This window comes from Streptomyces sp. NBC_00370 (assembly GCF_036084755.1).
Classification (GTDB): Bacteria; Actinomycetota; Actinomycetes; order Streptomycetales; family Streptomycetaceae; genus Streptomyces.
Map to the genome: position 1 here is coordinate 2,566,513 of NZ_CP107968.1, position 26,703 is coordinate 2,593,215.

26 protein-coding genes and 1 pseudogene are annotated in these 26,703 nt (G+C 71.1%); 11 read left to right on the top strand and 16 right to left on the bottom strand.

The annotated features are described in order from the left end of the window. Positions 1 to 236: 236 nt before the first annotated feature. Together OHS57_RS11210 and OHS57_RS11215 are read right to left on the bottom strand one after the other, a co-directional pair. On the bottom strand, positions 237 to 560 hold the full coding sequence (locus OHS57_RS11210) for a hypothetical protein (protein ID WP_041990364.1): 324 nt from the start codon (positions 558 to 560) through the stop codon (positions 237 to 239). Between the two features lie 149 nt (positions 561 to 709). Next, on the bottom strand, positions 710 to 1,123 hold the full coding sequence (locus OHS57_RS11215; RefSeq protein ID WP_328581821.1) for a MarR family winged helix-turn-helix transcriptional regulator: 414 nt from the start codon (positions 1,121 to 1,123) through the stop codon (positions 710 to 712). Between the two features lie 77 nt (positions 1,124 to 1,200). On the opposite strand from OHS57_RS11215, the gene OHS57_RS11220 reads away from it, so the two are divergent. Then, positions 1,201 to 1,809, top strand: a complete 609-nt coding sequence (locus OHS57_RS11220) for a TIGR03086 family metal-binding protein (RefSeq protein WP_328581822.1) — start codon at positions 1,201 to 1,203, stop codon at positions 1,807 to 1,809. A gap of 43 nt (positions 1,810 to 1,852) precedes the next feature. On the opposite strand, the gene OHS57_RS11225 is transcribed toward OHS57_RS11220, so the two are convergent. From OHS57_RS11225 to OHS57_RS11235, 3 genes and pseudogenes are all read right to left on the bottom strand, one after another. Next, on the bottom strand, positions 1,853 to 2,842 hold the full coding sequence (locus tag OHS57_RS11225) for a CU044_5270 family protein (RefSeq protein WP_328581823.1): 990 nt from the start codon (positions 2,840 to 2,842) through the stop codon (positions 1,853 to 1,855). Beyond that, positions 2,835 to 3,413 (bottom strand): RNA polymerase sigma factor, encoded by a 579-nt coding sequence (locus OHS57_RS11230; RefSeq protein ID WP_041990357.1) that lies wholly within the window; start codon positions 3,411 to 3,413, stop codon positions 2,835 to 2,837. Before OHS57_RS11230 ends, OHS57_RS11225 begins: the two co-directional genes overlap by 8 nt. A gap of 155 nt (positions 3,414 to 3,568) precedes the next feature. After that, positions 3,569 to 3,742: pseudogene (locus OHS57_RS11235) on the bottom strand (glycosyltransferase); the annotation flags it as partial. 230 nt (positions 3,743 to 3,972) lie between these two features. Here OHS57_RS11235 and OHS57_RS11240 point away from each other — a divergent pair. Next, the gene (locus OHS57_RS11240) at positions 3,973 to 5,241 is read left to right on the top strand and encodes an aminotransferase class I/II-fold pyridoxal phosphate-dependent enzyme (protein ID WP_041990353.1); all 1,269 of its coding nucleotides are present in this window, start codon (positions 3,973 to 3,975) and stop codon (positions 5,239 to 5,241) included. A 130-nt stretch (positions 5,242 to 5,371) separates the two neighbouring features. Then, on the top strand, positions 5,372 to 5,986 hold the full coding sequence (locus OHS57_RS11245) for a TetR/AcrR family transcriptional regulator (protein WP_041990350.1): 615 nt from the start codon (positions 5,372 to 5,374) through the stop codon (positions 5,984 to 5,986). Here the strand turns inward: OHS57_RS11245 and OHS57_RS11250 are convergent. The 3 genes from OHS57_RS11250 to OHS57_RS11260 are packed head-to-tail and all read right to left on the bottom strand — an operon-like array spanning position 5,983 to position 8,752. After that, positions 5,983 to 6,723: a class F sortase gene (locus OHS57_RS11250; protein ID WP_328581824.1), complete on the bottom strand. Its 741-nt coding sequence runs from the start codon at positions 6,721 to 6,723 to the stop codon at positions 5,983 to 5,985. The two genes, OHS57_RS11245 and OHS57_RS11250, sit on opposite strands and share 4 nt — an antisense overlap. Before the next feature lie 5 nt (positions 6,724 to 6,728). After that, the gene (locus OHS57_RS11255) at positions 6,729 to 7,646 is read right to left on the bottom strand and encodes a DUF4397 domain-containing protein (protein WP_052457133.1); all 918 of its coding nucleotides are present in this window, start codon (positions 7,644 to 7,646) and stop codon (positions 6,729 to 6,731) included. A gap of 32 nt (positions 7,647 to 7,678) precedes the next feature. Then, positions 7,679 to 8,752 carry a hypothetical protein gene (locus OHS57_RS11260; RefSeq protein WP_328581825.1) on the bottom strand — a complete coding sequence of 358 codons (1,074 nt, stop codon included), beginning with the start codon at positions 8,750 to 8,752 and terminating at the stop codon, positions 7,679 to 7,681. A 601-nt stretch (positions 8,753 to 9,353) separates the two neighbouring features. Between OHS57_RS11260 and OHS57_RS11265 the strand changes: the two genes are divergently transcribed. Continuing rightward, positions 9,354 to 9,773, top strand: a complete 420-nt coding sequence (locus OHS57_RS11265) for an ATP-binding protein (RefSeq protein ID WP_328581826.1) — start codon at positions 9,354 to 9,356, stop codon at positions 9,771 to 9,773. A 58-nt stretch (positions 9,774 to 9,831) separates the two neighbouring features. Here OHS57_RS11265 and OHS57_RS11270 read toward each other — a convergent pair whose 3' ends face one another. Continuing rightward, positions 9,832 to 10,440: a TetR/AcrR family transcriptional regulator gene (locus OHS57_RS11270; RefSeq protein ID WP_041990345.1), complete on the bottom strand. Its 609-nt coding sequence runs from the start codon at positions 10,438 to 10,440 to the stop codon at positions 9,832 to 9,834. Between the two features lie 77 nt (positions 10,441 to 10,517). Here OHS57_RS11270 and OHS57_RS11275 point away from each other — a divergent pair, with 77 nt between their 5' ends. Then, positions 10,518 to 11,507: an SDR family NAD(P)-dependent oxidoreductase gene (locus OHS57_RS11275; RefSeq protein ID WP_328581827.1), complete on the top strand. Its 990-nt coding sequence runs from the start codon at positions 10,518 to 10,520 to the stop codon at positions 11,505 to 11,507. A 6-nt stretch (positions 11,508 to 11,513) separates the two neighbouring features. Here OHS57_RS11275 and OHS57_RS11280 read toward each other — a convergent pair whose 3' ends face one another. Both OHS57_RS11280 and OHS57_RS11285 read right to left on the bottom strand, forming a co-directional pair. Then, the gene (locus tag OHS57_RS11280; RefSeq protein ID WP_328581828.1) at positions 11,514 to 12,095 is read right to left on the bottom strand and encodes a mismatch-specific DNA-glycosylase; all 582 of its coding nucleotides are present in this window, start codon (positions 12,093 to 12,095) and stop codon (positions 11,514 to 11,516) included. 64 nt (positions 12,096 to 12,159) lie between these two features. After that, positions 12,160 to 12,687: a TetR/AcrR family transcriptional regulator gene (locus tag OHS57_RS11285; protein WP_041990339.1), complete on the bottom strand. Its 528-nt coding sequence runs from the start codon at positions 12,685 to 12,687 to the stop codon at positions 12,160 to 12,162. 116 nt (positions 12,688 to 12,803) lie between these two features. Between OHS57_RS11285 and OHS57_RS11290 the strand changes: the two genes are divergently transcribed. Beyond that, complete coding sequence (locus tag OHS57_RS11290; RefSeq protein WP_328581829.1) at positions 12,804 to 13,517, top strand: MBL fold metallo-hydrolase; 714 nt, start codon at positions 12,804 to 12,806, stop codon at positions 13,515 to 13,517. On the opposite strand, the gene OHS57_RS11295 is transcribed toward OHS57_RS11290, so the two are convergent. Then, a complete protein-coding gene (locus tag OHS57_RS11295) occupies positions 13,498 to 14,781 on the bottom strand; it encodes an MFS transporter (RefSeq protein ID WP_241778614.1) in 1,284 nt (427 codons plus the stop codon). The two genes, OHS57_RS11290 and OHS57_RS11295, sit on opposite strands and share 20 nt — an antisense overlap. Positions 14,782 to 15,164: 383 nt before the next feature. Between OHS57_RS11295 and OHS57_RS11300 the strand changes: the two genes are divergently transcribed. The 3 genes from OHS57_RS11300 to OHS57_RS11310 are packed head-to-tail and all read left to right on the top strand — an operon-like array spanning position 15,165 to position 18,375. Next, positions 15,165 to 16,847 carry a SpoIIE family protein phosphatase gene (locus OHS57_RS11300; RefSeq protein ID WP_443042870.1) on the top strand — a complete coding sequence of 561 codons (1,683 nt, stop codon included), beginning with the start codon at positions 15,165 to 15,167 and terminating at the stop codon, positions 16,845 to 16,847. Next, positions 16,844 to 17,947: a cobalamin B12-binding domain-containing protein gene (locus OHS57_RS11305; protein WP_328581831.1), complete on the top strand. Its 1,104-nt coding sequence runs from the start codon at positions 16,844 to 16,846 to the stop codon at positions 17,945 to 17,947. The genes OHS57_RS11300 and OHS57_RS11305 overlap by 4 nt, the downstream gene beginning before the upstream one ends. After that, positions 17,944 to 18,375, top strand: a complete 432-nt coding sequence (locus OHS57_RS11310) for an STAS domain-containing protein (protein WP_041990331.1) — start codon at positions 17,944 to 17,946, stop codon at positions 18,373 to 18,375. The genes OHS57_RS11305 and OHS57_RS11310 overlap by 4 nt, the downstream gene beginning before the upstream one ends. 47 nt (positions 18,376 to 18,422) lie before the next feature. Here OHS57_RS11310 and OHS57_RS11315 read toward each other — a convergent pair whose 3' ends face one another. Next, positions 18,423 to 19,205 (bottom strand): DUF899 family protein, encoded by a 783-nt coding sequence (locus tag OHS57_RS11315; protein WP_328581832.1) that lies wholly within the window; start codon positions 19,203 to 19,205, stop codon positions 18,423 to 18,425. Positions 19,206 to 19,545: 340 nt separating this feature from the next. Here OHS57_RS11315 and OHS57_RS11320 point away from each other — a divergent pair, with 340 nt between their 5' ends. After that, positions 19,546 to 20,343, top strand: coding sequence for a DUF3152 domain-containing protein (locus OHS57_RS11320; protein WP_328581833.1), 798 nt, complete (start codon positions 19,546 to 19,548; stop codon positions 20,341 to 20,343). 14 nt (positions 20,344 to 20,357) lie between these two features. Here OHS57_RS11320 and OHS57_RS11325 read toward each other — a convergent pair whose 3' ends face one another. The 3 genes from OHS57_RS11325 to OHS57_RS11335 are packed head-to-tail and all read right to left on the bottom strand — an operon-like array spanning position 20,358 to position 25,150. Further along, positions 20,358 to 22,703, bottom strand: a complete 2,346-nt coding sequence (locus OHS57_RS11325; protein ID WP_328581834.1) for an FdhF/YdeP family oxidoreductase — start codon at positions 22,701 to 22,703, stop codon at positions 20,358 to 20,360. 52 nt (positions 22,704 to 22,755) lie between these two features. Continuing rightward, positions 22,756 to 23,784 carry a cytochrome d ubiquinol oxidase subunit II gene (locus OHS57_RS11330; protein ID WP_328581835.1) on the bottom strand — a complete coding sequence of 343 codons (1,029 nt, stop codon included), beginning with the start codon at positions 23,782 to 23,784 and terminating at the stop codon, positions 22,756 to 22,758. Between the two features lies 1 nt (position 23,785). Next, positions 23,786 to 25,150: a cytochrome ubiquinol oxidase subunit I gene (locus OHS57_RS11335; protein WP_443043071.1), complete on the bottom strand. Its 1,365-nt coding sequence runs from the start codon at positions 25,148 to 25,150 to the stop codon at positions 23,786 to 23,788. Positions 25,151 to 25,445: 295 nt separating this feature from the next. Between OHS57_RS11335 and OHS57_RS11340 the strand changes: the two genes are divergently transcribed. Continuing rightward, positions 25,446 to 26,495, top strand: a complete 1,050-nt coding sequence (locus tag OHS57_RS11340) for a PP2C family protein-serine/threonine phosphatase (protein ID WP_328581837.1) — start codon at positions 25,446 to 25,448, stop codon at positions 26,493 to 26,495. The last annotated feature ends 208 nt before the right edge of the window (positions 26,496 to 26,703 follow it).

Sequence of the window (26,703 nt, forward strand, 5' to 3'; positions counted from 1 at the left end):
GCTCACCCTCGGCTCACTGCACGTCAAGACTCGTGCCGCAACTTGCTTCCGGGAGGTTACGAGGATCTTCCGGTCCGTACAGGAGAGCGCTCTCCGGTACAGCCGACCTGACGCCCGACCTGACGCCCCGTCAAGCCGCCCTGCGCGCAGCCGCATCGAGACGCACCGCGGGGCGGGCCCGTGTCACGGACCCGCCCCGCGGGGAACGGCGTTCGTCGGCGGTCAGGCGCGACGCGTCACGCCTGACCCGTTTCGAAGCGGCCGATCTTGCCGCCGTCCACGATGAACCGCCACGCGGTCCGCATCTCGCCGTAGGTGTCGTTGCGGTACGTGGCGATCAGCGCGAGCCCGCCGTCCGCCTGCGACTCGACGTCCATGTGCCCGCGCGAGGAGAAGATCTCCCGGTCGGTCCAGTCGGCGAGATCGCGCTCGCTGCCGTCGTCCGACATGGTGGCGCCGGGCGCGAGCGTCTGCTGGAAGGCGTCGCGGTCACCCTTGTTAAGGGCGCCGACGAAGGCGCGGACCGCGGGATCGGTGAGCTTGTCGACGGAGATGGGCACGGGGGGCTCCTTCGAGGCATGGCGGTACGGGGGCGGGTGGGCGCGAAACGCGGCGGCGCCACGTCCTCATGCCTACACCGGTACGCGGCGCCGCACCCGTTGTCGGCCGCCACCTGTGCGACGGCCGGCCGTGCGATCGGCGGCCGCCGTCAGCCGTTTTCGGCCAGCCGCGGCAGGACCGCGAGCAGCACGTCACGCTCGGCGCCGTCGAGCTGCCCGAGCAGGTCTTCCTCCATCACGCGGATATCCCCCCGCGCCTCGGCCAGCAGCCGCTCGCCGGCCGGCGTGAGCCGTACGATCCTGGCCCTGCGGTCGGCGGGGTCGGGCTCACGGGTGAGCAGGCCACGGCGTTCCAGCTCGTCGAGGAGCTTGATCAGCCGCGTCTTGTCGTAGTCGACGGCCTGCGCGAGCGCCAGCTGGGTGGGCGCGGTGCCACGGGCGAGCTGGGCCAGGACGATGTAGTCCCACATCGCCAGGCCACGCGCCGCGAGCAGCGGCTTCTCCGCGTCGATGAGGCGACGGGTGATCCGTGCGAAGAGTGCTCCTAGGTCCTGCCGCTCCATCTGCGGAATTCTACCCTTGACATATAATAAGCAGAGTTAGACTATCTATATACGCTTACTATTTTTCGGAGGCTCCGATGCCGGATCTCATCGAGCTGGACCGGCGTGCGGTCGAGCGCAGCGCCGAGATCGTCGACGGTGTGGACATCGCGTCGCTGGAGAGGCCGACGCCGTGCGCGGGCTGGACGCTCCGCGACCTGCTCGGCCATATGACCGCCCACCAGCACGGTTTCGCGGCGGCCGCCGACGGCGCCGTATCCGACCGCGCGGACTGGGCGGCGGCGGCCGTCGGCCCCGAACCGTCCTGGGAGTACCGGACGGCGGCCGAGCGGGTGACGGCCGCGTTCGCGGCCGACGGCGTGCTCGACCGTCCCTTCTGGCTGCCCGAGGTCCGCGACGGCGGCCCGTTCCCGGGCCGCGTCGCGGTCGGGTTCCACCTCGTCGACTACGTGGCGCACGGCTGGGACGTCGCGGCCACGCTCGGCGTCGAGGCGTCGTACGCACCGGACGTGGTCGAAGCGGCCCTGTCGATCGCGCGGAAGGTCCCGACGGGCGCCGACCGCCTGCGACCCGACGCGTCCTTCGCTCCGGTACGGCCGCACGAGGCGGACGCGTCCCCCATGGACCGCATGCTGTCGCTGCTGGGCCGCGACCCGGCCTGGCGCGCCGAAGTGCCCCACAGCTGATCAGCTCCCGGACAGGAGCCAGCCGCGGACGGGAGTTCAGGGGTCAGGGTCTGACTCCCTTGGCGCTGACCAGGGCGTGTCCCAGCGATGTGGTCGCCATGACGACATCTCCCTTCTTGTAGCTCGGCCCCACCAGCTTGGGATGTCCCTTTATGTTCGGCGGCACCGACACCTGTTGGCCCGTGGTGTCGGCCAGGGCGATGCTCCGCGTCCCGGTGAACAGGTGGGACTTCGGGTCGAGCAAGTACTCGCTGCTGATCCCGGCCGCAACGGAGTTGGCGCTGGGGCTGGTCAGCTTGAACGCGATCACCGACCGGCCGGCCAGATCCGTGGCAGGCGTCGCTTCGATGCCCTTGACCGTGGCCATGGCCCGGTAGACCTGAGCCATCCCGTGCGGATCGGCCGGATAGCTGTCCGCGAGCACGCTCAGCGCGCGGAAATCGTGCTGCGGCTGTGTCTCCGGGGCCCCTTCGCTCGCGTTCTTCGGCGCCGGATAGACGACGCGCGCCTTCGCCAGTACCCCTTCGGTGTCGTCGGGAAGGGACACCAGGATCTGGTATCTCTTCCGCGGCGAGTAGTCGTCCCCCGACTTCCCTTTCTCCAGCGCCGGGTTGGCGTACGGGTCCCACTGTTCGGCCGGTCCCGATGTGGTCCGGTCGCCGCCCTGGGCCCAGAACGACATGGAGCGGCTGTACACCCACTGGCCCGCTTGCGGCACGGGCCAGTGCTGCTTCTCCAAGGCGTCCGCCTGGGTGGTGAGGATCTCGGCCGGCGTCCCGATGTCCGGTCCGTGGCCGAGCCGGGTGGCGGGCCCGTTCTGCCGTCCGTCGGCGGCGAGTTGGCCGGCCAGTACGGCTGCCACGGTGACGGCGGCGACCGCGCCGACAGCCGCGAACCGCCAGTCGGTGCGGAACCGCCGTACCTTACGGCCGCGCGCCGCCGCGTCGAGCAGCCGCTGCCGTCCGGGGGTCAGCCGGGCCCGGTCGGGGCGTGGCCGGTCGTCCAGTTCGCGCAGGAGGTCCATCTCATCCATGGGCGGTCACCGTCTCCGAGGCGTCGAGCACGAGTGTGGGATCGGCCCCGAGGGCCTTGCGCACCTTCTTGCGTGCGCGGTTGAGCCGCGAGCGGACGGTGCCCAGCGGGATGGACAGCGCGTCGGCGACGTCCTGATAGCTCAGATCGGCCCAGGCGACGAGGAGCAGCACGTGCCGGTCCCCTGCGGACAGGTCCGCGAGGGCGCCGCGGAGCGCGGCGTGCGCGGTGACCCGGTGGTCGACCTGGTCGGTCCACACCTCGGCGGCCGGTGGGTCCTGCGCCCGTGCGCGGAGGCTGCGGATCTCGACGCGACGCTCCTTGCCGATGCGGTGCGCCGCTATGCCGTACAGCCAGGGCCGCGCGGTCTCCCGCCGCCCGTCGAACCGGCCGCGCGAGCGGAACGCCTCCAGGAACGTGTCGGCCGTGATGTCGTCGGCAGCCGCGTCCCCGATACGGCGTGCGGCGTAGCGGTGGATGTCGGGCGCGTGGCGCTCGTAGAGAAGCGCGAAGAGTTCCGGCTGTTCCAGTGACTGTCTGATGATGGTGGCGTCATCGGGTGGCCCGGTCACCTGGCCTCCTTCATGGGTGCAGACCGTGTGCGGACGGCGTGCGGACGGGTACGGACGGAACCTGACGCCCGTACTTCCCGTGAGGGCTCGAAAAGGTTCACGCTCACCGCCTGGGCGGCGAGTAGGTGATCTCGTCCAGCTGGTAGTAGTCGGCCACGCAGCCGGCGGGCCACGGCCTGGTCGTAGCCCTGGCCGTGCAACTCCAGCATGCGCGTGATCAGTTCGGGCGGGTGCTGGAGGTCGGCGTCCATCAGGACGACCGCCCGCCCGCTCGCCCTGCGCAGTCCGGCGAGCATGGCGGCCTCCTTGCCGAAGTTACGGCTGAAGTTGAAGCACGGCGCAACCACCGACAGATCCGGCATTCGCAGCTTCCCCCGCGTTCTCGGCCGGGCCGCACCCCAGGTCCTGGCCGACGGGGCGCCCGTGTCTGCCCCTTGTTGCCCGCAGCCACCGGACAGGTTCACGTCCCTCAGCGCGTACGGCGCCTGCGGCGGTCCGCGCGCCGGTTTGTATTCTCGGCAGCAGCACCTGTCGAAGCAGTACCGCGAGAGGAAACACCATGACCACCGAGCTGAGCCCAGACGCCCTGACGCGGCTCCTCGACCAGGCCCGCCAGGACTACCAGGACCTCGCGGGACGTGGGCTCTCGCTCGATCTCACCCGAGGCAAGCCGGCACCCGAGCAACTCGACCTCTCCGACGAGCTGTTGAGCCTGCCCGGCGGGCCGCACACCGCGGCCGACGGCACGGACGTACGCAACTACGGCGGCCTGCAAGGACTTCCCGAGCTTCGCGAGATATTCGCCGGGGTGCTCCAGGTGCCCGCCGCGCAGCTGCTCGCCGCCGGGAACTCCAGCCTTGAGCTGATGCACGACAGCCTGGTGCACGCCCTGTTGAGCGTGCTGCCCGGCGCCGAGTCGCGCTGGGTCGACCAGGAGCGGATCGCCTTCCTGTGCCCGGTGCCCGGCTACGACCGGCACTTCGCGCTGTGCCAGCGGTTCGGCATCGACATGATCCCGGTGCCGATGACCGAGGACGGCCCCGACATGGACGCCGTGGAGCGGCTGGTCGCCGAGGACCCGGCGGTCAAGGGCATCTGGTGCGTGCCGAAGTACAGCAACCCGGACGGCGTTTCGTACAGCGACGCGACCGTGGCGCGGCTCGCCACGATGACCACGGCCGCGCCCGACTTCCGGATCTTCTGGGACAACGCCTACGCGGCGCACCACCTCACCGACGAGCCGGCCGAGATCGCCGATCTGCTCGGTGCCTGCGCCGAGGCGGGCAACGCCGACCGGGTGTTCGTGTTCGGCTCGACGTCGAAGATCACGGCGGCCGGCGCCGGCGTCGCGTTCTTCGGCGCATCGCCCGCCAACCTGAAGTGGCTGCTGGCGAACAACGCCAAGCGGTCCATCGGCCCCGACAAGGTCAACCAGCTGCGGCACGTCATGTTCCTGCGGGACGCCGACGGCGTACGGGCCCACATGGAGCGCCAACGCGCCCTGCTGCGGCCCAAGTTCGACACGGTGGCGCGGATCCTGGACGCGGAACTCGGCGGCACGGGGCTGGCGAAGTGGACCTCCCCCAAGGGCGGTTACTTCGTGACCCTGGAGGTGCCGGACGGCTGCGCCAAGGAGGTCGTACGCCGCGCCGCCGAGGCGGGCATCGTCCTGACCCCGGCCGGTGCCACCCACCCGTACGGTGACGACCCGCGCGACGCGGTGATCCGCGTGGCGCCCACCTACCCGAGCCTCGCGGAGCTGGAGCAGGCGATCCTCGGCCTCACCGTCTGTGTCCGGCTCGTCGGGTACGAGCAGCGCGCCCGATAAGGGCTGAGCTTGGCCGGCCGCTTCCCGCTCTGGCATCATCGGGTAAACGGAACCTTGCTCCGATAACGGTACGGAACGTCGCACGCCGTTCCGTACCGTTGCCGGAGCGGCGCGCAGAGAGGACGGCCCAGTGAGCGACAGCGACGCCACCGGGGGCTCGGGGCCGGCCCCGGACCCGGTGCGGGCCGCCCGGCCCAAGCGGGCCGATGCCCGGCGCAACAAGGAAACGCTCCTCGACGCCGCCGCCGCGATCTTCGTCACCGCGGGCGTGGAAGCTCCGGTCCGTGACATCGCGGCCAAGGCCGGTGTCGGCACGGGCACGATCTACCGCCACTTCCCGACCCGGGCGGACCTGATCATCGCCGTCTACCGGCACCAGGTCGAGGCATGCGCCGAGGCCGGGCCCGCCCTGCTGGCGAGCAGCGCGTCCCCGCACGCCGCGCTGGGGCAGTGGATCGACCTCTTCGTCGACTTCCTCGTCACCAAGCACGGGCTCGCCGCCGCGCTCCAGTCCGACGACGCGGGCCTGCACGCGCTGCTCAGCTACTTCCGCGACCGGCTCGTACCGGTCTGCGGCGAGCTGCTCGACGCCGCTGCCGCCGCCGGTGAGATCCGCCCCGACATGGACCCCCTGGAGCTGATGCACGGCGTGGGCAACCTCTGCGTCGGCGCCGACAGCGATCCGCACTACGACGCGCGGCGGCTGGTCGGGCTGCTGATCGCCGGACTGCGCCTGACGCGCTAGCGCGCTCGCGCGCCGGCCGGCTGGAGACGCGCGAACACCACCACGTTGTCCCGGTAACGGTCTCCGTCGAACGTCCCGCCGCAGGTGATCAGCCGCAGTTGGGGGTCCGGCCGCGCGCCGTACACGTCCTCCGTGGGGAAGGCGTCCTTCGCGTACCGCCGCACCGACGTGACCTGGAAACGTACGTAACTGCCGTCGCTGAGCGAGACGGTGATCGTGTCGCCCTGCCGCAGCAGCGACAGATCGGCGAAGACGGCGGGGCCGTCGAGCGAGTCCACATGACCGACCAGCACGGCGGGTCCCGGCTGTCCCGGCAGCGCTCCGCCCTCGAACCAGCCCGCCTGCTGGGGATCGGTGGGCGAGTTGAGCGTGCCGCCAGAGGCGAGACCCAGCGTCTCCAGCGAACTGCGCACCTGGAGCGCGGGGATGGAGACCGTGGTCGGCCGCGCCCCCGACTCCGGTGTCGCGATGGAGGGTTGGGCGACGACCGCGCCCTGCGGGTGCGCCACGTTGGGTCCGGGGTCGCCGGGCCGCGTACCGGCCGACTGGATGTCGGGCGCCGTCGCCGCCGCCCTCGCCGTGTCCGACAGGCCCGCCCCGTCAGCGGCGAACGGCCCCGCGTGGGCCAGTTGCAGCCCGAGGCCCACCGCGCCGCCCGCCGCCGAAGCCGCGCCGAGCAGCGTGAGCGAACCGAGCACGGCCCGGCGCGGGGAGCGGCGTCTGGCGTGGCGGCCCACGGGTGTCAGGACCTGCGCAGCCGTCGTACGCCGAAGAAGGCGAGCGCGGCTCCCGCGAGGAGCGCCGCCGCCCACCCGGCCGTCGCACCGGCGCCGGACGAGGCGCCGTCACCGGCGGACGCGTCGGCCACGGTGGACTTCGTACCGCTCAGACCGCCGAATCCGGCCTCGACACCGCCCTGCGGCTCGATGGAGGCGCCGTCCGAGTCCGTCAGGTCGAGGAGCTTCGGGGCGGCGCCGGACGACGACAGCACCACCAGTGTGTGGGTGCTGCGGCCCGCGAGGTCCAGCGTCCGCGAGGTGGTCGCGCCGCCGCTGCTGACCTGGACGGCCGTCGCGCCGGCCGGGACCGAGGCGTACGGCGTGGACGTCGGGAAGCGCAGTGTGCTGCGGTCGCCGCCGGCGACATTGACGTTGACCGAGGGCTGGTTCAACGACGCCTGGATGATGCGCAGTCCCGCCATGTCGGCGCCGGCGGATATCTGGTCGGGCAGGGTGCGGAGTTGGAGCGCCGAGCCAGGCCCGAGCCCGGCGACGGTGTACGCCTTGCCCTTCTTGACCTGGACGGTCGAGCTGATGACGGGCGTGGCCGAGGCGGCGGCGCCCGCCGCGCGCATGGCCACGGTGTACTGGCCGGTGGCGACCGACTCGTACGGGGAGGCGTCGCCGTACGACACGTTCCGCAGGACCATCGCGGCCTTGGCGCCGCCGAACGGGTAGAGGTACACGTCGACGGCCGGAGCGCCGGGCGAGAAGTGCGCCAGTCGCACCCAGCCGCCCGACCAGGCGTCGCTGCCGGAAGCGGCGGCGGGCCCGGCGAGCACACCGGTGCCGAGCGCGGCGGACAGCAGCACGGCCGCGCACACGCGGACCGCGCGGGCCGGGGACCTGCGGGTGACGACGGGCGGTGCGGTGGATCTCATGCGTCGGGCCTTTCTCGGGAACGGGGAGGAGTTCAGGAGGCCGCTGACGCGGCCGACTCGGCGGTGGGCGTGGCGAGCAGGTCGAGGGGCGCGGGCTGGGAGTAGCGCAGGCTCAGCACTCCGGGTTCCTGACCGCGTGCCGCCCGTACGGCGGTGTCCAGCGGCAGGTAGGGCGCGCGTTGGGCGGTGACCAGCGCGCGCAGCGCGACGGCCGCCGTGGCGTGGCCGGCCGCCGACACCCGGTCGACGGTCGATATCTCCAGCGCGCTGCGCGGTACGCCCACCGCGGCGCCGGGTGCGGCGGGGCCGAACGACGTCACGGTCACGGTGTGTTGGCCGCCCAGCGTGGCGAGCAGCGCACAAACGCGCATGTCCACCCGCCCCGCGCCGAGCAGTTGGCGGGCGGGCCCCGTGAAGCTCAGCCGGTCGTTGCCGAGCAGCGCCTTGCCAGCGGCGCGTCGCGCCGCCGCCTCGTCGGAGGCCTGTACGACGTACGCGGCGCGGCCGGCGTGGGCGACGGGATACAGGGCCGTGGCCCGGTCGCCGGTCCCGAAGACGGCCAGCGCGTCCGGCGCGATCACGTTGTCGATGCCCGTGCCGAGCCGGCGCCGCAACGTCGAGGTCACGGCCGCCACATCGGCGCTCTGCAACTCCTCGGCGCTGTCGCCGACGCGGACGGTCGAAGCGACGGGAAAGCCGACGGCGGCGAGCGAGCCGCACACGGCGGCGTCGCAGGCCACGACCTGTCCGGCGCCGATATGGGTCGCGATCCACCGGGCCGCCTCGGTCCGGACCTCGGGCGAAGGGCCGCTGCCCGGCCCGTCCTTGGCACCGGCGGAATCGGCGTCGGCGGAGTTCCGCGAGTGGTCCTGTCCGGTCTTCCCGCCCACCAGCAGGACCGTTCCCGTCACCAACGCGGCGACGACCACGACGGCCGCCGCGGCGTACGGCCAACGCCGCTGCCGGCGGCCAAAGTTCCTGCGCACGAAGGACCGGAGGGTGTTCCAGTAGATGCGCGCCCACGACGGTTCGTCGCGCGGCGGCACGGCCGGCGGTGCCGGTTCGCGCTCGGCCGGGCGCCGAGGTTCGAAGAGATTCTGTGACATCGCACATTCACTAAGAAAGGACAAGACGGGTTTGCATATCAACACAAACGATCGCGAGTAGCAATACTTGTAGCTCAATGTTCATAAGGAGCGGTCAGCGGCGGGCCGAAGAAGGGAAACGCCAAAAGGCACACCGAACTCCTCCCTGACCGGGAATCAAATTCCCCGGCGGGAGTGCGGCGTGCCCGTCACCCGTTCACAAGATCCAGATTCCAGCTCCTCCTGTTGGCTGCCAACCGGTATTCGGCGCCGCGGGCGGCACGGATTGGTCGAGATTCGAAAATATGAACCGGCGCCGCCGGGCGTAGGGGCGCCCGGCGACACCGGCGTGGGAGGGGGTCTACGCGAGCCGGAAGGGGCCGCGGACCGGGAACATCAACAGCCGTCGTTGGCAGAAGGAGAACGACTGGTTCCGGGCCGAAGTCAAGCCGTGGGGAGGGGCGGAAGTCAAGGGGTGATCATTGCGAAACCTGCGATTCGGGACCCATCCGCCGGCCGCTCGGTACCGAATAGTCGATGGCAGACCGGAGGAAAGGCGGTGGCGGCCCCTGCGAAAGCAGCGTGTACGACGGAGGGTTACGTTTGCGCTGCCGCGAAAGCGGTGCCGGAGGCGGAAGAAATGATCGCGCCCGGGCTCCTGGGCGAAGAAAAGCCAGGCGAGGAAAACCAGTCGGTCATGCCGGCGGATGCACGCCGCCGGGTACGTGACGCACTGCGCCGCCCGTCCGTCCGCACGAACGAAGAGCGCCTGGAGAACGCCGTGTTGGTGACGTCCGAGTTGGTGACGAACGCCATCAGACACGGCGGAGGTCTCACCGGGTTCTCCGTGACCGTGCTGGACGACTCGTGCGAAGTGACGGTCGCGGACCGCAGCACCCGGCTCCCGTCGGCGCGCGCTTCGCGATGCGACATCCACCCGGGCGGCTTCGGCTGGCCCATCGTGCACCGCTTGGCGAACGCGGTCGCCGTCACCGTCACCTCGACGGGAAAGACCATCCGCGTGATCCTGCCGCTGCGTTGACGCGAACTCCGCCGGATCGTGAGCTCAGCCGGGTCGTGGGTTCAGCCGGATCGCGAACTCAGCCGGATCGCGGGACGCGCTCCAGCGCGGGCAGCAGCAGGTCGACGCCGGTGGTCATGCGTGCGACGAACTCCTCGCGGGTCGCCGCCTGGTGTTTGATGCCGTTCGCGGTGCTGAGCAGCGTCTGCGCCACATCGTTCGCCACGCCCGCGCGGCCGGCCGGCGCTGCGGCGGTCAGGGCGTCGGTGACCAGCCCGGCGAACCGGGCGGAGTATTCGGTGACCATCGCACCGAGCAGGTCCGGACTGCTGTCGAGCAGGACGGCGACGTCCTTGGCCAGCGGTCCGACGTAACGGCCCGTCCAGTGGTCGAAGGCCTCGACGAGCCGGTCGCCGAGCGGGCGTCCGGTGTCGGCCAGGGCCCGTTCGGCGGCTGCGACGTCACCGTCGAGCGCATGCGTGGCGGCTGCCCTGAAGAGGTCCCGCTTCGAGGCGAAGTAGAAGTACAGACCGGGCCGGGAGATGTCGGCGGCCCGGGCGACATCGTCCATCGATGCCTTCCGGTAGCCGTAACGGGCGAAGGTCAGCAGCGCGGCGTCCAGGACATGCGCACGCCGGCCTGCCTCGCCCTCCTTGCCCCTGCTGACGTCGGATTCGGCGGAACTCACCCCCAGAGTGTACTCGACCGCAGACTTACTAGACAGAGTATGCTTGGTTTGTATAGTCGAGTTCTCAGGAGACCGCCATGGCAACGCCCCGTCCGCTCATCACCACACGCTTCGACGCGGCGAGCACGGCTGACGAGGTCGTCGCCGGTGTCGACCTCAGCGGCATACGTGCCGTCGTCACCGGTGCCTCGTCCGGGATCGGCCGTGCGACCGCGACGTCACTCGCCCGCGCGGGCGCCGAGGTCACACTGGCGGTCCGTAACACCGTCGCGGGGCGCGAAGTCGCCCAGGACATCGCACGGTCGACCGGCGGCCGTGGCGGTGTGCACGTCGCCGCCCTGGACCTCGCCGATCGGGCGGCGGTGACCGGCTTCGTCCGGAGCTGGTCCGGTCCGCTGCATCTGCTGATCAACAACGCGGGAGTCATCACCCCAGGCCCGGCCAGGACCCCGGAGGGCTGGGAGCTGCAGTTCGCCAGCAACCACCTCGGCCATTTCGCCCTGAGCCTCGGTCTGCGTGCCGCCCTCGCCGCGGGCGCCCGCGAACGCGGCGGCGCGCGGATCGTCTCGGTCAGTTCGACGGCGCACATGCGCTCACCCGTCGTGTTCGACGACCTCCACTTCGCGCGGCGCGCTTACGACCCGCAGGCGGCCTACGCGCAGTCCAAGACGGCGAACTCGCTGTTCGCGGTCGAAGCCACCCGCCGCTGGGCGGCCGACGGCATCGTCGCCAACACCGTCAATCCCGGCGGCGTGGCCACGGGCCTGCAACGGCACTTCACGCAGCGACAGAAGGACTACCTGGCCGACGCCGAGGCCGCGGGCGTCTTCACGTACAAGACCCCAGGACAGGGCGCCGCCACCACGCTCGTCGCGGCGGTCGCCCCGGAGTTCGCCCGCACTGGCGGCCACTACCTCGACGACGGTCGCGAGGCCCACACCGTGCCGAACGACGCCGAGTTGTTCGACAACAGCCACGGCGTCAAGGAGTGGGCGATCGACCCCGACACCGCACGGGAGCTGTGGACGGTCTCGCTCGGCCTCATCGGCGGCGACGACGCACCGTAGACCGGTCTACGCGGGTGGGGCGAAGACGTCGATGCCCGCCGCGACCGCCACTTCGCGGTACGCCTCGCCGAGGCCCGCCGCCGTGGCGTGGGCGTTGAGCCCGCTCGGGTTGGGCACCACCCACAGTTGCGCGCCGCCGATGTCCTCCGGCTGCCGCCCCACGACGGCCCTCGGGCGGCCGAAGGCGATCCGGTAGGCCGTGATGCCCAGCATCGCCACGGCGTTGGGACCGATACGGGGCACCCGCCGCGCCAAGGATGCGGCGCCCGCGGTCAGTTCGTCACGCGACAGCTCGTCGGCACGGGCCGTCGCACCGGGCACAAGGCTGGTGATCCCGACACCGCGCGCCTCCAGATGCGCCCGGTCGTCCGGATCGAACCCCGCGGACGCGTCGATCTCCCGGTCCAGGATGCCCGCCCGGTACAGGGCCGGATAGAAACGGTTGCCCCTGCGGCCGAAGTGCGCCTGGACAGCGACCGTCCGCAGCCCCGGGTTGATCCCGACGAACAGCAGCCGCACGTCGGGCCCCAGCAGGTCGGGCAGCGTACCGCCGCGAAAGGCCGCCAGCTCGGCTTGAGTGAATTTCACAGCCGGACTGTAGAGCACCTGCCGGGCGCGGGGCGCCTGACTGAGCCCGTGAGCGCGGGGCGCCTCAGTCCGTGAGCGCCCGGCGCATGCGGGCGATGCCATACTCGAATGCCTGGTCGACGTCTCCGCCGAGCCGGAAGGCGCCGGCCAGCTCCATCTGGATGAAGCCGGTGGCCCACGCGGTCACCAGCCGCGCGGCGTCAAGCGCGTCGCGCTCGCCCACGAGTTGCCGGGACGCGTGGAGAATCGGGGCCGCGGCCCGTTGCAGCGCCTCCGTCGGCGCGAAAGGGGAAGCCATGGTCAGCCGAAAGGCCTCGGGACGCTCCTTGGCGTACCCGCGGTACGTGCGCACCACCTCTTCGAGCGAGCCGTCGGTCGCATCGATCCGGACGATCAGCTCGTCGATCGTGGCCTCGCCGACGGCGACGAGCAGCGCGGCGCGGTCGCGTACGTGCTTGTAGAGGGACGGGGCACGGACCCCGACGCGCTTGGCGATGCTCTGCATCGTCAGCCCGTCCTGACCGCCCGACTCCAGGATGTCCCGGCCCGCCGCCACGATCGCGCTCCGCGAGGTCTTCTCAGGAGTCGGCATGGATCACCCTTCCACAGCGAAAGCTATTTCCCATAGCCATCAAGGCTATGTATCGTAGCCATCGTAACCGACCGCGATCCGCGACCGGCGATCCAGCAGCCCTCGAAAGGGGAGCCATGAAGCTCGCTCCGCACCTGCACCGCCTCGGCAACGATGTGGTGTCGTGCTATCTGATCGACACCGACGACGGCATCACGCTCGTCGACGCGGCCCTCCCCGGCCACTGGCACGACCTGCAGAACGAGTTGCGCTCGCTGGGCAAGACCGCCGACGACATCCGGGGCCTCGTGCTGACGCACGGGGACTCCGACCACATCGGCTTCGCCGAACGGCTGCGCCGCGAACACGGCGTACCGGTCTACGTGCATGCCGCCGACGCCGACCGGGCGCGCACGGGTGAGAAGCCCAAGACGCCGCTCGGCACGATGAAGGTCGGCGCCGCGCTCGGCTTCTTCTCGTACTCCCTGCGCAAGAACGGTCTGCGCACCACATACGTGAGCGAGGTGGTCGAGGTCGCCGACGGCGACGTACTGGACCTGCCGGGCAGCCCGGTGATCGTCGGGATGCCGGGCCACTCGCCGGGCAGCGTCGCCGTGCATGTGCCGCTCGCCGACGCCGTGTTCGTCGGGGACGCGCTGACGACACGGCACGTCCTGACGGGACGTACGGGTCCGCAGCCCGCCCCCTTCACGGACGATCCGGCCGAGTCGCGCGCGTCGCTCGACCGGCTCGCCCAGCTGCCGGCGTCCTGGGTGCTGCCCGGCCACGGCGCGCCCTCGCACGCGACGCCTGTCGAGGTGGCCGAGGCGGTCAGGCAGGCCGCCGGGTAAGCGGTACCGCCGCATCCGTGGCCGTATCCGCATCCGTGGCCCGCAGTACGTCCTCGCGGCGCGGCAGCAGCAGCGGCGTGACGAGCAGCAGCACCCCGGCGAGCGCGATTGCCGTACGAGGGCTCGTGACGGCGGCCAGCAGACCCCACACGGCGGTCAGGGCCGCGATGGAGAGGCTGCTGCTGACCGACCAGGCGGACAGGGTGCGGGCGGCCCGGCCGGGCGCGGTCTGGTCGAGCCGGTAGGTGGCCAGCACGGGGTTGAAGACTCCGATGCAGGTCACAAGGCCGAGCTGGACGACGATGACGAGCACGATCCCGGGGATCCCCGGCTGGACGAACGCCAGTCCGACGGGCCAACAGGCGCGCGCCGCACCGGAGACGAGCAGCACCCTGCGCCGCCCGAACCGCGCCGCCAGCCGGTGTGCGACGCGTGAGCCGACCAGGCCACCGACGCAGGGAGCGGCGAACACGAGACCGTACTGCCACGGGGTGAACCCGAGCCGGCCCAGCAGGAGTACGGCGAGCAGCGGCTCGGACGCCATGATCAGGCCGTTGACCAGGATCGAGTTGAGGAACAGCGGGCGCAGCACGCGGTGGGTGAGGATGTGGCGCCACCCGTCGAGCAGATCGCCGGCCCGCAGCCGGGGCGCCGTACCTTTCCGTACGGGGGACGGTTCGCCGCCGCCGATGGCGCGGATGCCGAGCGCCGAGAGCAGATAGCTGACGGCGTCGGCCAGCACCGTCGTCACCGGCCCGAACAGCCCGATGGCAGCGCCGCCGAGCGGCGGTCCGACCACCGTCGCCGACCATGTGGTCGACTCGAAGCGGCCGTTGGCGACGAGCAGGTGTTCCGGCGGCACAAGCGCCTTCAGATACGCGCCGCTTGCCGACTTGAAGGCGATGTCGGCAGCCGCGACGAGGACGGCGACGACGAGGAGCTGGCCGAAGCTGAGCCGGCCGAGCGCGAAGGCGGCGGGGATGGTCATCATCGCGGCGAACCGGGTCAGGTCCATCGCGATCATGACCGGCCGTTTACGGCGGAACTCCACCCACGGGCCGAGCGGCACGGCGACCACGGCCCCCACCGCGCGCCCCGCGGCGGCGAGCGCCGCCACCTGCGTCGGCCCCGAGTGCAGGACGACGATCGCGATCAGCGGGAACGCGCCGAACCCGAACCCCGTGCCGTACGAACTGACCGCGAACGCCGCCCACAACCAGCCGAACCGCCGCCCCAGCGCCCGCCTGCCCACCGTCTCCGCCACGCCCCACGCACCTCTCCCCCGACCCGCGCGAACAGCCGTCCGCTGACCACCGGCATCAAAGCGCGAGGAAGACAGCGAGATCAAACAACCGACCGACCGGACAGCCACAACCGTCCGTTGTGCCCTGGGTATGAGCGCGTGGATCGCGATTTGTTCGGCCGGGTCCGAACAGCCGTCACCCGTACCGGGAGAACCCGGCGCACCGGATCACCGGCGCCGCCGCCGGAACCGGAAAGGCCAGAGCCGGAACGGCGGAGGACTGATCCGCCGGGTTCGGGGAATCAGCGTGGTTGCACGATGGACAAGGCTTGAGAGATCGTTGCTGGGAGGCAAGGTTCTTCGGATCGGGGAGGTGAGGGATTCGCACAGCGGGTCCTCAACGCATGGTGATTTCAACCCGGACGGAATCGGATGCGGGCTCATCGACGAGCGTTTCGTGGCGCGGTGCCCCCTATCCGGTGCTGGTGGCTGACACCCGCGGGACTCTTGTCTTCGTGAACGAAGCGGCGGGTGCGCTCCTGCCGCGGGCGCGTGCGGGAGCCGCGCTCGACGACGTGGCGCCGGACTGGCTGTCCTTGGCGCACGAGATCTTCCGGCCCTCGTCCAGGGACGCGTCCCAGGAAACTCCGGCAACGGATGTGGTCCGGGGCGCCGTGGGCGAGCGCAGTTTCGAGGCTCACCCGACCGTCCAGGCTGCCCGGACGGCCGAGGGGAACCGCACCGTGGCGTGGTGGCTGGTCGAGGACACGGATCACCGACTGGCGCGCGAAGCGCTGCGTATGGAGCGCGCGCACACCGAACTGCTCGCCCGCTCCTCCAACTTGTTGCTCTCCTCTCTCAACCTGGAACGCTGCATGGACGTGACAGCGCAGATGGCGGCGGCACATCTCGCCGACGCGGCCCTGGTCATCGCCACCCCGCGAGCCGGCCGGCTGCCCGTGGTGACCTGCCTGCGCGGCGGCACCCCCGCCATGTCCCACCCGACGGTGGATCCGGACGACGTACCCGGGCTGAGCGAGGCGTTGCAGGGCTTCCCGCCGGTGCCGTCGCGCTGGCTCGACCCCGACCTCGCGCCGAGCTGGCTGGTGCCCGAGGGGTTCGGCACGGTCGGCTCGATCGTGATCACCCCGCTGCCCGGGCACGGGATGCCCGCCGGGGCCCTGGTGCTGCTGAGACGTTCGGACACGCCCGCGTTCACGGAGCGCGAGGAGGTCTTCGCCCGGCTGTTCGCCGCGCGTGCGGGCGCCGCGATGTCCGCTGCCCGGCTGTACGCGGAGCAGTCGGCGATCTCGGAAGTCCTGATGCGCGAACTGCTGCCGCCCGCCCTGCACCAGGTCGGCGGGGTCGACTTCGCCGGCGGCTACCGGCCGTCCGGGGACCACGAGCGGATCGGCGGGGACTTCTACGACGTACACCCGTCGGCGACCGAGGGCGAGGCCTCGCTGGCCGTGCTGGGAGACGTGTGCGGCAAGGGGCTGGAAGCCGCCGTGCTGACCGGCAAGATCCGCAACACCCTGCACGCGTTGCTGCCCATGGCCGACGATCACCAGCAGATGCTCACGCTGCTCAACACGTCGCTGCTCAACTCCCACCACACCCGCTTCGCGACGCTGGTGCTGGCCTCGGCGCTCCGCCAGGGGCACGAGGTGCAGCTGCGGCTGACCAGCGCCGGCCATCTCGCCCCGCTGATCCTGCGGGCGGGCGGCGAGGTCGAGGAGGCCGACACGCACGGCACACTGGTCGGCGCGATCCCCGACGCCCGCTCCCACACCACGGCGCTGACCCTCGCGCCGGGCGAGACGTGCGTGCTGTACACGGACGGGATCACCGAGGCGCGCGGCGGCCCGCTGGGCGAAACCCTGTTCGGCGAGAAGCGGTTGCGCCGCACGCTGTCGGAGTGCGCCGGCATGCCGGCGGAAGGGATCGTCGAGCGGGTACAGATGCTCGCCTCCGAGTGGGTCGGTGACGGCCGGCACGACGACATGGCGGTCGTGGTGATCTCCGCTCCGCGTACCCACCACCTCAGTGCGGTGAACGGCCGCACTCGGGGCAGGTACACCGCGTGACCCCGAACACCTCAGCTGTCTCCACCGCGTCGGCCCCGCACGGGGCCGGGCGGTGGGCGGACGAGCTGTGGCAGGCCGTCGCGTGCGCCGACGAGTACACCGCGACGGATGTGGTGCTGCACGCGCTGGAGCAAACCCTGGACCCGGAAGGCGTGTTGCTCGACCTGATCGCGCCCGTGCAGGGCAAGGTCGGCGAGGAGTGGGCGGCCAACCGGCTGACCGTCGCCCAGGAACACGCGGCCACCGCCATCAACGACCGCGCCGTGGCCGCGCTTTCGCTCCACCCCGTCGCCCGCACGAGCGTCGAGCGGCCGGGCAGGATCACGGTCGCCTGCGTGGACGGCGAATGGCACGCCCTGCCCGCCCGGATCCTGGCCGAGGTGCTGAAACTGCGCGGCTGGCAGGTCGACTACCTCGGCGCCCAGGTGCCCACGCCCCATCTCATCGCGCATCTGCACCGCACGAACTGCGACGCGGTGGCGCTGTCCAGCTCGATCGCCACCCGGCTGCCCACGGCGCACGCGGCGATCACCGCCTGCCAGGCCGTGGGAGTGCCGGTCCTCGTCGGCGGAGCCGCCTTCGGTACGGACGGCCGCTACGCCCGTCTCCTCGGCGCCGACGCCTGGGCCCCCGACGCCCGCGCCGCCGCCGAACTCCTCGTCCGCACCCCGCTGTCGCGCCCGCACCCCCACCACCAGGCCATCGACGACCTGCCCCATCTGGCCGACCAGGAGTACACCATGGTCGCCCGCAGCGGCCGGGCCCTGGTGCGCGCGGTCTTCAGCAAGCTGGAGACGGCCTTCCCCGCCATGCGCGACTACAGCGAACTGCAGCGTGAGCACACCGCCGCAGACCTCGCGCACATCGTGGAGTTCCTCGGCATCGCCCTCTATACGGGCGACGAAGACCTCTTCACGGACTTCCTCACCTGGACCGCCGGGATCCTCACCGCCCGCGACGTGCCCGCCCACAGTCTGCCCCCCGCCCTGCGCTTCCTGGCCGCCGAGCTGAAGGACTTCCCTCGCGCGACGAGGATCGTCCAACTCGGCGCCGAGCGCCTCACCTTGTCCTCCCTCACCACCGCCGGGAGCACCGCATGACCACGATGCCACCGAGTCACCTGCGCCTGACGGCCGTCGACAGCGAGACGACCGTCCGTATAGAGCTGCACGGCGACCTGGACTTCGACAACGCCGACCAGCTCCTGACGGCCGTCAGCGGCAAACTCACGGACAACGCCCACCTGCGTGACCTGCACCTGCACTGCGCGGGCCTCGGCACCACCGATTCCATGGGCCTGGCGACGCTCCTGATGATCCGCCGCCGCGCCGACGACGCGAACGTACGCCTCCACCTGGACGACCGTCCCCCGGCGCTGAACCGCATGCTGTCGATCACCGGCACCCTGGACCATCTGACAGCGCCCCCCGCCAGTGCCGACGACGCCTTCGCCGAAGCCGAGGAATCCCCCGCGGGCCAGGAACAGGCCCTGTCGGCCCGCTTCCCCGGCCCGGACCACGGGGCCTGACCCAGGCCCCTCGTGGCCCGCGCCGTTCCCCGCCCCGCGTCACCGCGTCAGTGGTGGTGGCCCTGGCGGCCCAGGGTTTCCACCGGGGTGGCGCCCGGGCGGGTCCATTGCGGGACGGGGCGGCTGGTCGGGCCCCAGGTGGGCGCGCCGGCCGCGTCCGTGCGCCAGGACCAGCAGGCGTCGTGGCCCTCGGGCCGGCCTTCGGGGTTGTCCTCCCAGGCCTCGCGGCGGCCGTAGGGGGTCATGTCGAGCAGCCCGATGGAGCCGTTGACGCGCTCGACGCCGCGGCCCGTCGTCGCGTACGTCAGGAATACCCGGTCGCCGTCGCGCAGGTAGCTGGTGAGGGAGCCCATGCTGTCGCCGATCGGCGCGTCCGCCTCGCGCACCGAGTACCAGGGCCCGGTGTAGCCCATGAACGCGACGTAGGGGGCTACTTCGTCCCAGCTGCCCGTGGTCAGGACGGCGAACGAGACGCCGCTGACGTTGAGGTACGTGGCGTCCTGCAGGTGCCAGGCCGTGGTGGTGCAGCCCTCGCACTGTCCCTGGTGCGGTGCGCCGTCGTGCCACATGTGCTTGTAGACCACGAGCTCGTCGCGGCCCTGGAAGAGGTCCAGGAACGGGACAGCCCCCTCGGCCCCGACGACCTCGGCCTTGCCGTCGAACTCCACCATCGGCAGCCGCCGCCGGGCCGCGGCGAGGGCGTCGCCCTCCCGCGTGTACGCCTTCTCGCGGACCAGCAGCTCGTCACGGGCGGCCTGCCAGGTGGCCATGTCGACGACGGGCGGACGGGCGGACGGCGCGCCGGCCGCGCCGTTCGGTGTGGTGGTCATGGTGCCTCCGTGAAGTCTCGTACCGGGCGGCGTCGTACGGCGTACTACGACACTCACCGGAACAGACTCCGGTCGGGGCCGGAACTCATCGCGGCAGGGTCGTCCACCGGCGAGGCGGGCAGGCCGAGGAGTCATTCGTTATCTTTTCGTGATCCTCCGGACCAACGTCCATCATGTGGTGTGAGCAGTCTGCGCTGCCATGCCCTCCGCACGACAGCAAGAACCCGCACCTCACACCGACAGCACCGCAGCCACCCACCGGCGCGGCCGTACGCGTAGCGGTACGCGCGGCAGTGCCCGCAGCCGTGCACGCGGGCGCGCGCGTCGGCGGCGGCGAGGTGTGCTCCTCGGCGTACTCGTAGCCGTCGGACTGCTCGGCTCGGTGGCGTTCTTCCTGGGCGGCGACCGCGATGCGACGTCGAGCGGTGCTTCGCGTCCGCCGCGCGTGGTCGACATCCGGCCGGCCCCCACCCGCTCGGCGACTCCCTCCCCGAGCGCCCCCCTCAGCCCCACGCCCGAACCGACACCGACACCGTCGTCGCCCGCCCCCGGTGCGACCAAGGTCCCCGCGTCGGGACCTGGCACCTTCGCCACCGCACGGGCCAGGCGCACCAGCGTCGGCCACGGCGCCCACCGGCTCCGCTACCGGGTGGAGGTCGAGGACGGTTCCGGCCTCTCGTCCGTGGCCGCGGCCGACGAGATCGCCGACATACTGGGCGCTCCCCGGGGCTGGACCAACGACGGGGTCTCGTCGTTCCAACTGGTGGGCCCCGGTGAGACGTACGACCTCCGGGTGCGGATCGCGACCGCGCACACGGCCGACGCCCTGTGCTGGGCGGGCATCCACCAGGACACCGGAGGCGAGTACAACTGCGAGGTGCCCAACGGGGTGGTGGTGAACCTGAAGCGCTGGATGAAGGGTTCGCCCACCTTCGACGGTCCGATCCACGACTACCGGGCCCTGATCATCAACCACGAGATGGGCCACTTCCTCGGCCACCAGCACGAATCCTGCCCGGGGACCGGACAGTTGGCCCCCGTCATGATGCAGCAGATCAAGGGCCTGCACGGCTGCGTCGCCAACGCGTGGCCGTACGACAAGAAGGGGCGCCTGATCGCGGGACCGCCGGGGCTGTGAACTCCGCACCCCGGTCAGCCGGAGGCCGTCACGCTCACCAACTGATGCTTCGTCAACGGCTGGTCGCTCTGCGCGCTGTAATCGCCCAGCCCGCAGAGGATGTTGAGCTCTGGCATGTACCCGGCGACACTGCCACGCGGGATGTCGTACGCGACGACGTGGTACCCGTACACCGAGCGGGTACTGCCGTCGCGGGCGTGGCTGGTGATGTCGATCAGGTCCAGCTCACCGAGTCCGCGCGCCGCCATGTCCTCGCGGTTCATGAAGAGCAGCGTGCGCAGGTTCTTGACCCCTCGGTAGCGGTCGTTGTCCGAGTAGATCGTGGTGTTGAACTGGTCGTGCGAGCGCATCGTCGACAGGACCAGCCGGCCCTCCGGCGGCACGACGTCCGGCAGCGGCGACTCGTGGAACTCGGCCCTGCCGGAGGCCGTGAGGAAGACACGGTCGCGGGCGGGCTGGGCGATACGGAACCCGAGAGGCTCGCGGACCCGGCGGTTGAAGTCCTCGAACCCCGGGAGCACCCGGGCCATGGTGTCGCGGATCCGGTCGTAGTCGGCGGTGTACGACTCCCACGGGGTGTGCGACGCCGGCAGGGTCGCGCGGGCCATCCCGGCCAGGATCGCGCACTCGGACTTCAGGTCCGGCGACACGGGGTGGCGCATGCCGTACGAGATGTGCACCATGCTCATCCCGTCCTCGACGCTCACCCCCTGCTCCCCCGATGCCTGCATGTCGTGCTCGGTGCGCCCGAGGCAGGGCAGGATCAACGCCCGCCTGCCGTGCGCGAGATGGCTGCGGTTGAGTTTGGTGCTGACCTGCACCGTCAGTTCGGTGTTACGCAGTCCGGCGTCGGTGGCGTCGGTGTCGGGCGTGGCCAGCGCGAAGTTACCGCCGAGCGCGACGAACACCTTCACCTTGCCCTCGCCCATCGCCTTGATCGTGTGGACGGTGTCCAGCCCGTGCGCGCGCGGCGCGTCGATCTGGCAGACCTCGTCGAGCACGTCGAGGAACTGGGGCGTCGGACGGTGGTCGATACCGCACGTCCGGTTCCCCTGTACGTTGCTGTGCCCGCGCACCGGCGAAGGCCCGGCGCCTTCCCTGCCGATGTTGCCGCGCAGCATCAGCAGGTTCACGATCTCGCGGACCGTGTCGACCCCGTGGTCCTGCTGGGTGAGGCCGAGGCACCACGAGATGATGGTGCGGTCCGAACGGAGGTACGCCCGCGCCAGTTTCCTGATCTGCTCCTCGTCGATCGCGGACTGGCGGACCAGGTCCGCCCACTCCGTACGCCGTACCAGCTCGCGGTAGGCGTCGAAGCCCGCGCTGTGCACGTCGATGAACTCGCGGTCGAGCACGGACGGATCGTCCTCGGCGGCCTCAAGTACCGCCTTGGCCACGCCGCGCAGCAGCGCCAGGTCGCCGCCGATGCGTACCTGCACGTCCATGGTGCCGGTGTCGGTGGGACGGAAGGCGGCCATCGCACCGAATTCGTGCGGGACGATCGTGCGCCGCGAGGCCGCCTCGACCAGCGGATTGACGTGGACGATCTGCACGCCCCGCCGGTACGCCTCCGCCAACGCGGTAAGCATCCGGGGGGCGTTGGTGGCCGCGTTGACCCCCATGACGATCAGCAGGTCGGCCTCTTCCCAGTCCTTGATGTCGCAGGTGCCCTTGCCGGTGCCGAGGGACGCCTGCAACGCGCGCCCTGAGGCCTCGTGGCACATGTTCGAGCAGTCGGGCAGGTTGTTGGTGCCGAACTCTCGCGCCCACAACTGGTAGAGGAAGGTCGCCTCGTTGCTCAGCCGCCCCGACGTGTAGAACGCCGCCTCGTCCGGGCTCGCCAGCCCGCGGAGCGCCGTACCGACCAGGTCGAACGCGTCCTGCCAGCCGATCGGTACGTACTTGTCGGTGGCCGGGTCGTAGACCATCGGCTCGGCCAGCCGCCCCTGGTCCTCCAGCGCGAAGTCGCTCCAGCCGGACAGTTCGGTGACGGTGTGCGCGGCGAAGAACTCGCGGCCGGCCTTCTTGTGCGTCATCTCCCACGTGACGTGCTTGATGCCGTTCTCACACACGTCCAGATGCAGACCCTTGATGTCGTCCGGCCACGCGCACCCCGGGCAGTCGAACCCGCCGTTCTCGTGGTTCATCTTCATGACGGCCTTCGGCCCGTTCGCCGGCTCGCGCGTCCTGGCCAGCACCTTCAGCACGCTGCGCGCGGCGCCCCAGCCCGCCGACGGCGCCGTGTCGTCCTGCTGGGAGGGCTCCTCCCCCTGACGGTTCGGCCCGCGCCCGCGCGCTGCGACACCTGGCGCTCCCCGGCCCAGGTCGTCCCCGGGAATCCTGCGGGGTGTGTTCGACATGAGGATCTCCTCGTCGCACGAATTATCGTGTGATGACGGACATCAACTCAGGCTACGCCCGGTCGCCGCGACCTTCATCCGCTGGTTCTTCCGCGCCGATGGCGCCGCGTCCCGCCAGCCGGAAGAGCAGGACCACCGAGGGCAGGATCAGCACCACCGCGACGCAGGCGACGCCCACGAGCACATTGAGGGTGGCGTCCGGCGAGGCCGCTTCGTGCAGCGAGCGGTGCGTACCCAGCAGGTACGGGTACTGCGACACGCCCCAGCCGCACACGACGAGCGCGACGGCGGCCGCCGCGATCTGGCGCTGGCCGCGGGTCCGGCCCGCCCACAGCCCGACCATGCCGAGCACACCGCCGAGAGCGGCCACGACGACCAGCGGCAGCGCCCGGTGGCTGAGGTTGTGGAAGAGCCGGGGCGCGTCCGACCGGAGGACGAAGATGCCGCCGATGCTGACGGCGCCGGTCACCGCGCCCACGACAAGGCTCCGGACGCGGAAGTAGCGGTACATCCCCTGGTCGCCGCCGCGGTACGTGGCCACCATCAGATAGGTGGCGGCGAGGTACGCGCAGACGAGCACCGCGAGCACGCCGCCGAGGGCGCCGGTGGGGTTCAGCCAGCTGGAGACGGCGTCGCCGTTGCCCCGGGTCGGCACCCGGCCCGAGGCGAGGGCCCCCGCGATGGAGCCGAAGCAGTACGGCGTCAGCACGGAGGAGAGGGCGAACGCGGCACCGTACAGGCGCTGTTCGCGGGTGCGGATCGCGGTCTTGCGGAACGCGAAGCCGGCGCCGCGCAGCACGATGCCGAGCGCGGCGAGGACCAGCGGCAGGTAGAGCGTGGTGGTGATGGCGGTGAAAGCGGTGGGGAATCCGCTCCACAGGATGACGAGACAGTAGATCAGCCAGGTGTGGTTGGCCTCCCACACCGGCGCGAGTGAGGTGTCGATCGCTTTGCGCGGCGCCCGCCCGCGCCGCGCGCCGCCCGCCACCAGGTCCCAGAAGCCGGCTCCGAAATCGGCGCCGCCGAGCAGGCAGTAGGCGATGACGCCGATGAAGAGGAAGACCGCCACCGCGTCCGGCACCCTAGGACACCTTTCCCTGGGAGTGGCCCGGGTGCCCCGCCGGGGGTTTGTCCGGGGGTTCCGGTCCGTACGGTACGTCGACGGTCTCGTCGCCGTGCTGCCGCCAGCGCGCCTGCATGGACCGCAGCACCCACAGGGCGCCGGCGCCGACGGCGATGTACAGGGCGAGGACGCAGCTGAACAGCGCCCACAGGTTGCCCCGGGTGGTCACGGCGTCGCGGGTGAGCAGCAGTCCGTCCACGGTCCAGGGCTGGCGGCCGACCTCGGTGACCACCCAGCCGCTCTCCAGGCACAGGATGGCGACGAGACCGCTGACGGAGGCGGCCCACAGGAATGGCCGGCTGACGGCGATGCGCTCACGGCGGCGCCACCACAGCCAGGCGAACCAGAGCGCGAGCAGCAGCAGAAGGCTCGCGGCGCCCACCATGACGTCGAACGCCCAGTGGACGATGTTGACCTGCCGGTCGGTGGGCCGTACGTCGGCGGGGATGGCGTCGAGCCCCTTGATGGTGGTCGACGGTGAGAAGTCGGCCAGCAGGGAGGCCACATCGGGGATGGGGAGGCCGTACCGGGGCTCGCCGTCGATGAGTACACCGCCCAGCGTCTCGGAGACGTGGCTGTGGGTCCTCGGGAGCAGTTCGATGGCGGCGAACTTGTTGGGCTGGTCGTTGAAGACCTGCCGGGCGATGGTGTCGCCGACGAACATCTGCACCGGCAGTACGCAGGCGGCGACCGTGAAGCCGATCTTGAAGCCGAGCTGGTGGTAGGCGCTCCTGCGGCCCTTGAGCATGCCCCACGCGTACACACCGGCGACGACGAAGCCGGCGACGATGTACGCGGCGAGGAGCATGTGCAGGAACTCCCACCAGAAGGCCTTGTTGAAGAACACCTCGGCGGGCCGTACGCCGACGACCGCGCCGTGTCTGACGGTGATACCGCCGGGCTCGTTCATCCAGGAGTTCGCCGCGACGACGGAGGCGGTGCCGCCGATACTCGACAGCGCGACGGGCACGCCGGACCAGAAATGAGCCCAGGGCCGCATTCGGCCCCAGCCGTAGATGTAGATCGAGACGAAAATGGCCTCAAGGAAGAAGAAGAGCCCTTCGACGGCGAAGGGGAATCCGAAGGCGGGGCCGTATTTCCGCATCAAGCCGGGCCAGAGAATGCCCAGTTCGAAGGAGAGCACGGTCCCGGTGATGGCTCCGACGGCGAACAGCACGGCCGCCACCTTCGACCACCGCCGCGCCAGCAGGAGCGCCTGGCTGTCACCGGTGCGCAGGCCGCAGTGGTGGGCGACGAGCATCAGCGTGGTCAGCGCGACACCGAACGGCACCAGGATGATGTGGAAGCCGAGGGTGAAGGCCATCTGCTCCCGGGCCGGGAGGAGTTGGGCGGGTTCTGCGGGCAGCGCCGACAGGTGCCTGGCGATGTCGGACGGTCTGAACACCTTGCACCTCTGTTTATGCGAAGTGCGTGAATTTTAGGTTTTTCACGTACCGAGGATGCGGTGACGCGCCGCCGCCTTCACCGCATTCGGTGCGTCAGGCAACAAGAATGGGCGGATGGATATCCGGCGGTTGCATGATTTCCCGGGCCGCGCCGCAGGACGGCTGCTGATTGTTCCCATTGTTCTGATTATTGTGATCATCACGGTGGCACTGGTGTCACCGAGCGACGTCTATCTCAGCCCGCTGCTGGTGATCGCACCGGCACTGACGGCGTCGTTCGCCGGGCCCTGGCGCACGGCCATCATCGCGGCGGCCGCGGTGGTGGCACAGGTCGTGATCACGGCGCTGGACGGCGGGGTGGGCACAACGAACCATGTGTGGCAGTTCGCGGCGCTGGTGCTGCTGTCGGCGGTGGTGGTCTTCTTCTGCTACCTGCGCGAGGCGCACAGCCAGCAGCTGAGCCGGGTACGGGTGGTGGCCGAGACCGCGCAGCGCGTCCTGCTGCGCCCGCCGCCCGAGCAGCTGGGACCGCTGCGGGTGGCGTGGCGGTACCTGACGGCCGACGCCGACGCGCAGATCGGCGGCGACCTGTTCGCCGTCGTACGCCCCGACCCGACCCGCAGCCGGGTCGTCATCGGCGACGTACGGGGAAAGGGACTGGCCGCCATCGGTGAGGCGTCCGTGGTCCTGGGCGCGTTCCGCGAGGGGGCCAGGCACTGCGAGACGCTGCCCGCGCTGGTGCGGGCGATGGAGGAGAGCGTCAGCGCGGACATCGAGGACGCCGGCGACATCGAACAGGACCCCGGCGAGCACTTCGTGACGGCGCTCGTCCTGGACCTGCCCGACGCGACCGGCCAGGGCGCGATGATCAACTGCGGCCACCCGCCGCCCCTGCTGCTCCGCGACGGCCAGGTCACGGTCCTGGAGTCGACCGACCCGGCACCCCCACTGGGCCTCGGCAGCCTGGGCACCCCCGGCCTGCACAGCGACACGTTCACCTTCGCCGAAGGCGACACGCTCCTGCTCTACACGGACGGCGTGATCGAAGCCCGCTCACCCGAGGGCACGTTCTACCCACTGGCCGAACGGGCGGCGACGTTCCCCCTGACGGGCCCGGAGGAACTGCTCCACCACCTGCTCCAGGACATGACGGCACACACGGAGGGCCGGCTCTCGGACGACGTGGCGGTCCTGGCCATCAAACAAACCCCACGCCGCCAGGCCCTTGCACCGCACCCTCAGCCGATCCTCCGGCGAGCCTGAGGACGACCAAAGCAGAGCTGGCACTTATCGGAAAGGGACCGGCGTGAGCGGTGTGGTGACGCCGGGCACGGGCGGCGCGTGGTGGTCGGTTGCGGGGGTTTTCCCTACCGTGCCCGCGCGACTCAGTTGCACCACTGACACACGTGTCAGCCGGATTCCGCGACGAGTCGAGCCACCGAATGATGGACATCACCGTCTCCACACCATC